The sequence below is a fragment of the Rania fehmarnensis genome, from assembly GCF_056494185.1.
In genome coordinates, this window is sequence record NZ_CM151398.1 from 4,999,260 (window position 1) to 5,010,961 (window position 11,702).

Consider the following 11,702-nt stretch of genomic DNA (forward strand, 5'->3'; position numbering starts at 1 on the left):
AGTTTTCAACGGCGAACGATCGCTTTAAGCACGCAAACGCTCAGGTAAACGCAACCTTGGGTTAGAGGGTGCACCTCGCCTGACGGCTACGGGTTAAACGAGATGCTCAGGTAAACGCAACCTTGGGTTAGAGGGTGCGCCTCGCCTCACGCGGCGTCATCGTTTAACCCGTGGCCGCAGGCCAGGCAATCGAAGAAGGCGAGTTTTCAACGGCGAACGATCGCTTTAAGCACGCAAACGCTCAGGTAAACGCAACCTTGGGTTAGAGGGTGCGCCTCGCCTGACGGCTACGGGTTAAACGAGATGCTCAGGTAAACGCAACCTTGGGTTAGAGGGTGCACCTCGCCTCACGGCTACGGGTTAAACGAGATGCTTAGGTAAACGCAACCTTGGGTTAGAGGGTGCACCTCGCCTCACGGCTACGGGTTAAACGAGATGCTCAGGTAAACGCAACCTTGGGTTAGAGGGTGCGCCTCGCCTCACGGCTACGGGTTAAACGAGATGCTCAGGTAAACGCAACCTTGGGTTAGAGGGTGCGCCTCGCCTGACGGCTACGGGTTAAACGAGATGCTCAGGTAAACGCAACCTTGGGTTAGAGGGTGCGACTCGCCAATCGACGTCGGATTGCGACGATCAGCGCGCCGCCAACTAGCATCAGGCTCGTGGGTTCTGGTACAGCGACGATGCTGGCTACGCTGATATTGTCCAAAGCAGCATAGGCTGGTGTGTCAAGGAACCATTGCGGAGGATCGGGAGGCGGAATGAAGTTGGATTCTCGCGAACCGAGGAAACTGATGCTCAGTTGCGAAGCTCCAAGATTCGACACGTCAAAGAGCTCCCAGCCGGTGTAGACGTAGTCAGTGGGATCGCCTGGCTGAGCTGGCGGTCTATAGTCGGCCAGATTGAAGTCCAGAAACGCTGCCGTCGAAGTATTGGTGAAACGCACCGTAAAGAAATCGTCGAGGCCCGTAAAACGTCCTGTGCCGCCGCCATCGCTAAAGGCTGGACCTGCAAACGGATCGCCGTTGGCCATCGAGTCCCATGTGTAAAGCGCGTTGGCCAGATTCATCGACTGAAAATGATATCCAGCGTCAGCTGTCATAATTCCACCCGAACCGACAACTGCCCACGTAGCAGAGCCATCCGCTCCGGTCCCCGGCCGAGCGATTAAGTCATTGCTGCTGTCGTACAAGTTCTGTCCAACTCCAGGTACCGTGCGGCGCGAATAGCCAAAGCCGCTCCAGGAACTGCCACCAAAGAAGACACCATCATTGTCAAAAGTAACCGCACCGGAACGAAATTGACTGGCCGTTTCGCTCTGTCCTTCGTATGACAAATCCGCGTTGAGGTTCGCGGCCAAGCCCGGTTCTTCGAAAGTGGACACAACGATATCGGCCCGCGTGACCAAACTACTCTGGCTGATTACCCAGACTGCGAGCGCGCAGGCGCTTACGCGACGAAAGAATTTATTCACGAGATTCTCCTCGAGCACTTCGACCGCCATCGGCGACATGCAGTTGACGGTCGACTCGAAAGCCTTGACGGCTTCCGCTACTGGAAAGCTAAGCAAATCAGTCGATGGTCGACTGCAACGACCGCCCCAACCCAGGAGGGCACTTATCGTCTCGCCTTTGGTAGGTCTTCTGACTTGCTACGCTGCTCGAAGTGCTTCGCCAGCCTTCTCACTTGCTCGGGGCAAGCAATGGCATTCTTAGATGAAGCTCGAGTGGATGGGCAAACCGTGCTAAGGCACAGCATTTCCCACCGCGGTAGCTCACAGCGGCCGGACCGTCCCGGATTTAAACCGGAGTTCCCTGTTCACGCGCGGAGCGAAATCGGCATCTCCCGCGTCACCAAAGTGGCTGAGCGTCAGATTATAGCCAGCCAGCAGCCAAGTCAAGTAGCTTGGCTGTTGTGGCCGCGCACGCTTGTGGCACTGTCAGACAAATCGCGCAAACGGTTAGAGGGTTCATCTTTAAAACGCAGAGACGCGGAGGATCGCAGAGAAGAAGGTTTGTCAATCAATGTCTGATCTTTAGCGTTCTCTCTGCGGACTCAGCGCACTCTGCGTTTAGAAACCGGACCGGTTAAACGCTTCAATACGATTTGCACGAACCAGGGCAAATTCCGTTAATGCCGGGGTTTGTGGGTCAGCCTAGCGATAGCGGGCCTTCGCCGGTGTAGTCGGCGTTGCCGAAACGTTCGATGTGGTGACCAAACGCATGAGCCATCGAGAGCAACAAGCGATTGTGCGGTACACGATCAAACCTGTAAGCTCGTCCAAGCTTCATGTTGGGTGCACCACCTACCAGTACAAATGGTATGTCGTCTAGTGTGTGAGAGTTGCCCTTGCCTAGTTCGTTGGTCCAGACGATCAAGGTATTGTCCAGCATCGAACCTTCTCCACCTGGTTCAGGCGTCTCGGCTAAACGCTTGGCGAGGTAGGCAACTTGTTCGCAATACCATGTATTAATCTTGACCAGTTTGTCGACGGCTTCTTGATTAGTGTCCGGTTCGTGAGACAGCTCATGGTGGCCTTCTTCGATACCAATCCACTTCATCTTGGGTTGCCCCACAGAGTTGGTGATTTGGAACGTGGCTATGCGGGTGAAGTCCGCCAGGAAGCTGTTGACCATTAAGTCAATCTGCATCTTGCTGATCGTGGGGATGTTGTCATTGTCATCCCTAACACCCACGGGTAATTCGGGAACTGGATGATCCAGCTGCGTTTGAGGCGCGGCCAGTTCTTGTTCGAGCTGACGAACCAACGTCGTATGTTTCTCGAGCAGTTGTCGATCTTCGCTGCTGACGATCGATTGCACCTTGGTCAGTTCGCCGGCTACGGAATCAAGCACGCTCAGCAAGCTAGCGCGATCTTCAACACTTCCGTACAGCTTGCGAAACATCTGATACGGGTTGTCGATCGGAGCGATCGGCTGATTGGGACCCGAGTAAACCATCCGCGTCCAAGTATCGGCGCGTTCGGGTACCGCCACACCAAACTCGAGCGATCCGAAGCGCGTGCGCGTGGCTTCGTTGGCTTGCAGGTAACGAGCAATCTCTTGATCGATCGAATGGCCACTGGCCCAACCGGCGGGCGTATCGGAGCCACCCTGGACGTTGCCAGGGAACAACTCGATGCCGGTTAGCAAACAGCCGATGCCACGCATGTGGCTGTCGCCATCGCCGCGAATCTTGTCGCATACGCCCTTCAACGTAGCCACTTGGTTCTTGAAGGGTGCTAAGGGTTGCAGGATCTCTTTCAGCTGAAAGTCTTCGCCTTCAGCGTCGGGCCAGAAGCGGTCAGGAAAGGTTCCGTTGGGACTGAAGATAACCACCAGGCGTTGACGGCGACCTGGAGTGGTCGACGCCCAACCCAAACTCGGCAGGTTCAAAACAAATGGCAAGGCCGCGGCGCCAATACCTAGATCACGCAAGAATGAACGACGATCCCAGCTTCTCATAACCGTTAGCCCTCATTTTGCAATTCAACGCCACGCACTGCCGAAACACGCATGATGTCGACGATTAACTTTCGGATACTGTAATTGTTTTCCACAAACCGCGTGCGCAAACCCGGCATGGTGTCCGGTCCAAAGGCGGCCGGTGGCTGCTTGACCAAGTGCTGAAACAACTGATTGATCAACGCCATCTGTGCTTCCGGACTTTCGACGAGGAAAGTCGCCAGCTCACGACTGCCGTTGAAGTTGACTAGTTTACCAGTTCGATCGCGATAAGTCCCGCTAGCATCGACAGGTTTATCCTTTTCCAGAGCTCGCAGCCGACCAATTAGGTCATAATTCTCTAAGCCAAAGCCCAGCGAATTGATCATCGTATGGCAGCTTTGGCAAAACGCAGGGCTGGTCTGGAGCGCGACGCGCTCACGCGTCGTCAGACCCGCATGTAGTTCAGGAGGAATCGGCGTGATGGCTTCGGGCGGCGCCTTGATCGATCGGCCCAGTAAATTGCGAGCCACGAAGATACCGCGATGAATCGGCGAACTACTGCCGTGATAAGCCAAGGTCGACATGATAAAGGGATGGGTCAGTACGCCAGATCGATCCGCTCCGCTGGGCACCTTAACAAAGTGATCGCCCAGTTTGTCGCCTTGTCTGGCCGCAAACTCTGGTGCGTAGATCTCCGCCAACGGACGATTCAGCCACAAGTAATCGGCCCGCAACAAGTCACGAAAATCACTGCCAGAACTCCAAACCACTTCTTCCACAAACAACTCGATCGACGTGCGCAAATCATGGGCGACTCGGTCGCCAAATTGTGGCACCACGGCTGAGTCCTTGCTCAACTCCATCTCACTATCCAGCTTCAACCACAAACCGACGAACTGGCGGATCTTGGCACGAGTTCGTGGATCGCTCAGCATCCTCTCGGCGTGGACTGCGACTTGATCAGGTGTATTCAGTTCACCGCGCTGGGCCGCTTCGATCAGCTGTCGATCCGGCAGCGAATCCCACATGCCAAAACTCAAACGAGTCGCTACCCGCGAGTCGGCATGTTTGGCTTGTCCAATTTCTCGGAATAAGAAACTCGGACTTTTTAGCGTGGCCAACACTAGACGCTTTGTTGCCAGTTCAGGCGTGACTCCTTCAGTAAAGAAACGCTCAACCAGTTCGGCTCGCTCTTGGTCGCTCAACGGTCGCGACCAGGCGCGAGCCATCATCTGACCACAGTAGTTCTTGATCTTCGCCACCCGCTCTGCATCATCAACTTTCGTATCAGCCAATTGATTCAGTTTGGCAGCGACCATATCCGCTACCGATAGCGCGGCCTCAGTGGTGGCTTGATCCCATTCTTTACTAATGGAATTGCCACGCGCAAATCCGGCGTTGGAATCATCCGGTGGGAACTGCGCAGCGACGACCATCACCTCGCCGCCTCGTGAACTGCGCAGATTTCGCGAAGGAATTAACTGCTCGATGCCGCGAGGCGTTTTCCACTTCAGTTGAACCGAAGAAGTCAATTCAGCGGCCTGGTATTCCAGTCGAATCGGGTAAGCCCGACCTGCGATCAAAAAGATCGATCCACGGAAGATGCGATCATCGCCAGAGCGTACACCAGCATCAATCAGCGGCTTGCGGTCGTGATTTAGGTAGAGGCGAAACGCGTTTTCCGTTTCAACAACCAGATCGTAAGCGCCTGTCTCAGCGGCCAACAGTGATCCTTCCCAGCGAATCGCGAAATTCTTATCGCGGAAGTTCTCATCGTCGGGTCGACCGGCACCGAAGTCGAAGCTGACGACTGGATCGACGCGTTCGAAAACCCGCTTTTCATGTTGAAAATGCTTCGCATCGTAGTAATGCCCTTTGAGTCCTTCGGGGCTATCCCAGATGTACTGCGTCGAGTCAGAGTTGCCGAACAGGTCCGCGATGGCGTTGCGGTACTGGGGTACGGTCAGACGGGCCAGTTCAATGCGAGCTGGCCGCAGTCGTTCGCGGGCTACCTCAGAGTAGAAAGCCTGGTGGATATAAGCAGCTACTGCCGCAGAGTCTTCAGTCGAGCACTTCTCTGGTGCTCCCTCAGGCATCGTTTCGTCGATCACCTTGGCCAGTTCTGTGACCGACAAATCACCGGCTAGCGGTTCGTTGTATTTGTCCTTGGTACCCTGTCCATCCAATCCATGGCACGCCACGCACTGCGCCTTGTATACGGCCTCGCCACGAGAGGCGTCTTGAGCCAGCGAAACCGATGCGCAGACAGTCGCCCAGGCAGCGACCGTTAATGATGTCAGTGATTTAAGCATTGGTAGTCACTCTCACGGACCGTCATCCACCCACCCAGGTTGTGCAGGAGGGAGAAACGGGTGACTGAACATTATAGGCGGGATTTGGACGGGAGGTGGGTGATCCAGCAGTGGCTTGACCAGGCACCGACAATCGACATATCGGCTGCCAGTCCTATTTTACGCTAGCGAGAATCGCCCCGTCAAATGGCACCCAGGTGAATTGTCTAGGGCAAAATGACTTAGGGCTGCCCCTGGGAAAATCGATTTCGCGGAATCGCACCTACTCAAATTATCCGCTTTGCTATAATTCGGGCGTCTCTGCCACCCTATGTTTGACCTTGCCTGGCCTGCCCATGATTGCCATCGACAAAGCTGCCCAATTACCCGACGAACAGCGCATTGTTATCACAGCGATAGGACTGACTAGTCCGAACGGGAACAGTCTGGAAGAGTACCGCGAAAATTTGTTGGCCGGCCGCAGCGGCGTTCAAGACTACGAGATTCGTTATGTCGGCAAAACCTTAGCTGGTGTATGCGAATTTCCAGCGACTCAGTATCAATCCAAGAAAGATGTACGTCGCGGCACACGCGCCGGTAGCGTCGGCGTGTGGGCAGCCAATCAAGCTATTCAGCGCAGTGGCATCGACTGGGCCAACTTCGATCGTTCACGCGTCGGTATCTACATTGGCGTGACCGAACACGGTAATGTCGAAACTGAAAACGAAATTTATCAGATCAAAGCGTTCGATTACGACACTCAGTACTGGTCCCATCACCACAACCCTCGCACCGTGGCTAACAACCCAGCTGGTGAGATTGCGCTGAATATGGGCATCACCGGTCCGCACTACACCATCGGCGCAGCATGTGCAGCTGGCAATGCGGGCATCATTCAAGGTGTCCAAATGTTGCGTTTGGATGAATGCGATCTGGCTCTGGCAGGCGGAGTGTCGGAGAGCATTCATACTTTTGGAATTTTTGCCAGCTTCAAAAGTCAAGGCGCGCTGGCCACTCATGAAGACCCAGCCAAAGCATCGCGACCATTTGATCGCGATCGCAATGGAATCGTGGTATCGGAAGGTGCCTGTATCTATGTCTTAGAGCGACTCAGCGATGCTCGCAAGCGGGGTGCCAATATCGTGGCTGAAGTCGTATCGTATGCGATCAATACCGACGCCACCGACTTTGTATTGCCCAATCCGACTCGCCAAGCCGAATGCGTTAATCTGGCGCTCAAACGTGGTGGGCTGGCCGCCGACCAGATTGATATCGTCAGCACGCACGCCACCGGCACCTCCAGTGGCGATTCACAAGAATGCGAAGCTTTGCGCAATGTGTTCGAAGGTTGCCCGCAAATCAACTTCAACAACACCAAGAGCTTCATCGGTCACACGATGGGCGCGGCGGGCGCATTGGAACTTGCCGGCAACCTGCCAAGCTTGAACGACAACGTCTGCCATGCCACGATCAACGTCGAGAACCTTGACCCCGACTGTGCCCTACCGGGGCTAGTTGTCAATCAACCACGCGAAGTCAAACGCGTCCGCTATATTCTGAACAACTCCTTTGGCATGCTGGGTATCAACAGCGTAGTGATTGTGCGCAGCCTGTGAGAGTCGCCTGTTCGCTTGCGCGAATTTTGAAAACTTAGTTTTCGAATCCTGTCTGCCAGGGTTGCTGGCAACGACATTTGATACAATCCGGGGACGTATCGGTTTATCAAACAAATCAAATAGCGAGGGGCTACTATGGAGTGTGGTCGTTGGATAGTTCGGATAGGAAATGCCGGGCTGCGAGCGTCACTAGGCTTGATGCTGTGCTTCATTCTTTTAACCGGGCAAGCCAGCGCGCAGGCGACAGCCACCGCACAGGCTGAAGGCAAGGTAGCGCTGGATACCACTGGCCTGTCGCTGGCAACCAGCCAGGCCGCTTTCTACAGTTCGACGTTGAACCTTCGTCAGTCGATGATCCAAGAGTATGAATCCGGTTGGATCGGAACACTGCGCAAGGTTCCTTATATGCAGGATCTGGAAGCTTACTTGAAAGACAAGTGGGATGATCCCGATCCTCGTACGCGACAAGTCAAGAGTTTTCTGACCGGTCGTATTGCCCGCGATATTTTGTCGTTGATGAGCGACATGGTCGCTCAAGAGTGTTTCGTGATCGGCGAAGAAGGTTGGACCAAGTTTGTAGCAGCGTTTTCGAACCTGCAGTACGAGATGGCAGGACTTGATGCCGAAGATCCCGATGCCATGCGCGATCACTTCTTGTCGATGACCAAAGAGCAATTCGATGCGATCCCCATTCCGACGACGGTCATCGGGTTCAAATTGAGCGAAGATGCCAATGCGCGTTCTCAGTTGGATCAACTGGAGGGCATTCTGCAATTGGCGCTTTCGCAGGCCGAGCAACTCAAGCCGTTTGCGAAACAACTGAAGCATGCTGATTTGGCTAACGGCCAACTGCTGACTATGACGTTCGATGCGAAAGACATTCCCTGGGAAGAGATTCCGATTCCCAATGCCGATGCTCAAGAGATCGTCGACCATGTGGCCGATCTGCTGGAGGGACGCAAGTTGGTCTTGTCGTTGGGTGTAGTGAGCAATCGACTGATGTTCTCCGTCAGCGAAAGCGCCAATACGCTGACCGAACTTGGCAAAGCCACCAACCTGCTGACGACGCCTGCGATCAAACATCTGGTGGATAACCAGCCCGACAATCTGCGCACCGTTCAGTATACCTCGGGTGCTTTTCGCGACGCGGCCATGCAGATGCAATTTGGAAATTACTTCCAGCGTATCGCTCTGCAAGCGACCACCCCCATGGCTGCCCAGTTCGATTCCGATGAGTTCGACGACTGGCGCGAAAAACTGCTCGACGATTGCGAGTGGCTCGATGAGAAGGTCGCGGAAATGATGCCTGAATTCAAGGACGCATTGGGCTACGGTTTTCAATCCGCTGATGGATTTGAGTCCTTTGCCTACGATTGGACGCCCAACTGGATGTTTGAAAATGCCAAGCCTCTGGCGGTAACCAAACATGGTGGCAGCTCGCCGCTGGTGCTTATCGCCATGCGTCAAAAGTGGCTGAAGCAACCCGGCGAAATTATGACGGCCATTATGGAAGCGATTCCTAAACATGTGGAACTGATTGCCGACTCGGGCATGATGGAAGAGGGCGACGCGGAGAAGTTTACCGCGGGTGCCGCCAAGGTCATCCCGATCATCGAAAAGATGATTAGCGCGGTAAAAGACAAACTGTGCGCGGGTATGGATCAGAACGAATCGCTGATGGCGATTACTGCGCTGACGACTGCGACGCAGCTGAGCGAAGACGCGCCACCACCGCCTGCTCCATTGCCGTTGCCTGAAGTAGCCTGGACCGTCAAGCTCAAGAATAAAGACTTGTTCTTGGCCGGTTGCGACGAGATTATCGCGAGCATTAACGACATCATCGCGCTCATTCGCGAAGAGAATCCAGGACAGATTCCTCCTGATGCCAAAGTTCCCGACGCTCGTGAAGAAACGTTGGCCGATGGTGGCATGCGCTACTGGTTCCCGATGGGTGCCCCACCACCGTGGGATCAGTTCGAGATTCAAATGGCCATCAACAAAGACGTCGCCGTCTTTGGCTATAGTTCTCGTCAAGTTAAAGACATGTTTGCCGATCGCCCACTGGCGGCGCGACCAGCCTGGTACAGCGATGACGAACCGGTTGCGGCAGTGGGCTTTGTCGATTTCGCTGGAATCTTCACGGCCATCAAGCCCTGGGTGCACTATGGACTGTCCACTGCCACCGAGGACATGGACGCTCCGCTGGGCCCAGAGGAAGAAGGCGGCCCACCGATCCCCTCTGGCAATGATGTCTTGCAAATTTGGGATTGTTTCAAGAAGCTAGGCAAAGCTGCCGGGACCACTGTAGTCGATAACCAAGGTGTTACCGTCTCACACTGGATTCTCGTAGGCGAATAACGCCTGGCATGTCGATAGATAACAGAGGACGTTGCCCGGCGATGGGCGCGTCCTCTAACTTTTGGCTGGTAGCGTTTTAGTTACTAACCCAAGTGCGAGCGATCCCAAGGCAATCAGGTTGGCTGTAAAAGGTGTTAATATGGGAATGGAAAACTTCAGTCGTCATCAGCAATCGATCATCAAGCGTTACTACAACAACCGCGATGATATTGCCTTGCAACGCGCACAAGAGTTAGTAACAGAGCTCTATTTGACTGAAGGTAAGAAGCGAGCCAAAGTCTGGGACACCCTAGTCAAGAATCTTGAGAAACTTGGCATGGCGGCCGAACACATTGAACATTTGCGCAAATCAGACAACCCCGAGTTGGTCGTCAAGATGCTAGAAGGCAAACTGTGAGCTGGCAATTTGCAACTGCGGGTCGCATCCTGTTTGGACGTGGCACGCTGAATGAACTGGGCGTTCTGGCGGCGCGATTGCAAGTTAGTCGCGCGCTCATCATCACGGATACAAATTTGACTCGACTGGGTCTGGCCGATCGAGTCACTTCGCTGCTTGAGGCTGCAGGACTGAAATGTCATGTGTATGACGGTTGCCAGCCCGAGCCGCCTGTAGAGTGCGCTGTTGAAGCCGCCGAGTTGGCCTCTAAAGTTGGTGCCAATGGGCTGATCGCGGTCGGTGGTGGGAGTAACATCGATATTGCCAAGATGGTAGGCATCCTGCTCAAACATGGTGGCGCGCCACCGGATTACTTTGGTTTTGACAAAGTACCAGGACCCGTTGGACCGCTGATTGCTTGTCCGACCACTGCCGGCACTGGCAGTGAAGTTTCTAACTCGTCGGTGCTGACTGATCATGCTGCGGCGACTAAAGTCAGTTCGCTTACACATTACCTGCGACCTGCGGCGGCCATCGTCGATCCAGACTTGACCGACTCCTGCCCCGCCCATGTCTCGGCTCACAGTGGCATTGATGCGCTGGTGCACGCCATAGAAGGCATTACAGCCCGCTCGAGCCTCGAGATACCCGGGGCCACTCAACTAGAACGCCCGTACGTCGGCTCCTATTCTTTTACGCGATTGTTGGGACTTGAAGCGGTGCGTTTGATTGGCCGAAGCCTCAAACAAGCCGTCGACCATGGTGGCGATCGGGCAGCGCGCGATGATATGGCGCTGGCCGCCATGCTGGCAGGTATGGCGTTTTCCAATAGTGGCGTGGCGTTGGTGCATGCCCTGGAATATCCCATCGGTGTGCTGACCCACTGTAGTCACGGCGAAGGCAACGGTTTGCTGTTGCCGCATGTGATGCGATACAACTTGCAAACGCGCATAAGCGATTTTGCTGCCATCGCTCGACACTTGTCCGGTGACGATGCCGCAGTACTGGCGATGAATGAGTCTGAGCAATCAGAGCATGCGGTTCGCCTGGTCGAACAGTTGCAAAAAGATCTTGCCATTCGCACTCAGCTCCGCCAGCTCGGTATGAATGAAGATCAGTTGGCTCCGGTTGCCAGCAAAGCCTTTAATATTAAGCGGCTAATGGACACCAACCCACGTGCCCCCACCGAAGCCGACCTGCGGGCGATTCTACAAGCTGCGTACTGACCGCAACCTTTGGAGTGCGGTGCCATCTGGCACCGCTTTGATGTACGCGAAGCCTCATGCCGCAGCCTGAGTCGCTCTGAAAGCTTGGAGTCACCTAGTTCGTGCAGGCTGCGGTACAGTTGGGTTATCACATCAAAGCTACGGCTGCGCCGCAGCACTCCAAGGGCTAACGCCGCTGCACACCGACGCTGGCGGATAATCCAGCGTTTCTACACTCGCGGCTAGCGCCTCTGGCTGGGTTGTGTCGATATATGTCTCATGAATACTTGGGTCCGCATGCTATCATGCCGCCTGCATGGGGGGTAACGATAAGCATGTTTGGGCGCAGTTTGGAACCCTGCGCAAGCTTGGCAAAGTTTTGGTACACTCTGTGGGTGTGCGGCCTCAGC

At 54.7% G+C, this 11,702-nt stretch carries 7 protein-coding genes and 1 riboswitch; of the genes, 4 read left to right on the forward strand and 3 right to left on the reverse strand.

The features are described from left to right. Positions 1–592: 592 nt before the first annotated feature. The 3 genes from SH573x_RS16905 to SH573x_RS16915 all read right to left on the reverse strand — a co-directional run bounded on the left by SH573x_RS16905 (position 593) and on the right by SH573x_RS16915 (position 5,758). Positions 593–1,474: a DUF4465 domain-containing protein gene (locus SH573x_RS16905; protein WP_479348804.1), complete on the reverse strand. Its 882-nt coding sequence runs from the start codon at positions 1,472–1,474 to the stop codon at positions 593–595. Between the two features lie 142 nt (positions 1,475–1,616). Next, a riboswitch (cobalamin riboswitch) is annotated at positions 1,617–1,873 on the reverse strand. Positions 1,874–2,150: 277 nt separating this feature from the next. Then, on the reverse strand, positions 2,151–3,464 hold the full coding sequence (locus SH573x_RS16910) for a DUF1552 domain-containing protein (RefSeq protein WP_479348806.1): 1,314 nt from the start codon (positions 3,462–3,464) through the stop codon (positions 2,151–2,153). Positions 3,465–3,469: 5 nt separating this feature from the next. Further along, on the reverse strand, positions 3,470–5,758 hold the full coding sequence (locus SH573x_RS16915) for a DUF1592 domain-containing protein (protein WP_479348808.1): 2,289 nt from the start codon (positions 5,756–5,758) through the stop codon (positions 3,470–3,472). Positions 5,759–6,093: 335 nt separating this feature from the next. On the opposite strand from SH573x_RS16915, the gene SH573x_RS16920 reads away from it, so the two are divergent. The 4 genes from SH573x_RS16920 to SH573x_RS16935 all read left to right on the forward strand — a co-directional run bounded on the left by SH573x_RS16920 (position 6,094) and on the right by SH573x_RS16935 (position 11,313). Beyond that, complete coding sequence (locus tag SH573x_RS16920) at positions 6,094–7,353, forward strand: beta-ketoacyl-[acyl-carrier-protein] synthase family protein (RefSeq protein ID WP_479348809.1); 1,260 nt, start codon at positions 6,094–6,096, stop codon at positions 7,351–7,353. A 198-nt stretch (positions 7,354–7,551) separates the two neighbouring features. Further along, positions 7,552–9,711, forward strand: coding sequence for a hypothetical protein (locus tag SH573x_RS16925; protein ID WP_479348810.1), 2,160 nt, complete (start codon positions 7,552–7,554; stop codon positions 9,709–9,711). 139 nt (positions 9,712–9,850) lie between these two features. Beyond that, positions 9,851–10,108, forward strand: a complete 258-nt coding sequence (locus tag SH573x_RS16930) for a hypothetical protein (RefSeq protein ID WP_479348811.1) — start codon at positions 9,851–9,853, stop codon at positions 10,106–10,108. Continuing rightward, a complete protein-coding gene (locus SH573x_RS16935; RefSeq protein ID WP_479348812.1) occupies positions 10,105–11,313 on the forward strand; it encodes an iron-containing alcohol dehydrogenase in 1,209 nt (402 codons plus the stop codon). The genes SH573x_RS16930 and SH573x_RS16935 overlap by 4 nt, the downstream gene beginning before the upstream one ends. The last annotated feature ends 389 nt before the right edge of the window (positions 11,314–11,702 follow it).

What these genes read in the sequence shown, in the direction of transcription:
- SH573x_RS16925 (WP_479348810.1), top strand. Translation starts at nt 7,552, where the DNA reads ATGCTGTGCTTCATTCTTTTAACCGGGCAAGCCAGCGCGCAGGCGACA.
- SH573x_RS16930 (WP_479348811.1), top strand. Translation starts at nt 9,851, where the DNA reads ATGGGAATGGAAAACTTCAGTCGTCATCAGCAATCGATCATCAAGCGT.
- SH573x_RS16910 (WP_479348806.1), bottom strand. Translation starts at nt 3,464, where the DNA reads ATGAGAAGCTGGGATCGTCGTTCATTCTTGCGTGATCTAGGTATTGGC.
- SH573x_RS16920 (WP_479348809.1), top strand. Translation starts at nt 6,094, where the DNA reads ATGATTGCCATCGACAAAGCTGCCCAATTACCCGACGAACAGCGCATT.
- SH573x_RS16915 (WP_479348808.1), bottom strand. Translation starts at nt 5,758, where the DNA reads ATGCTTAAATCACTGACATCATTAACGGTCGCTGCCTGGGCGACTGTC.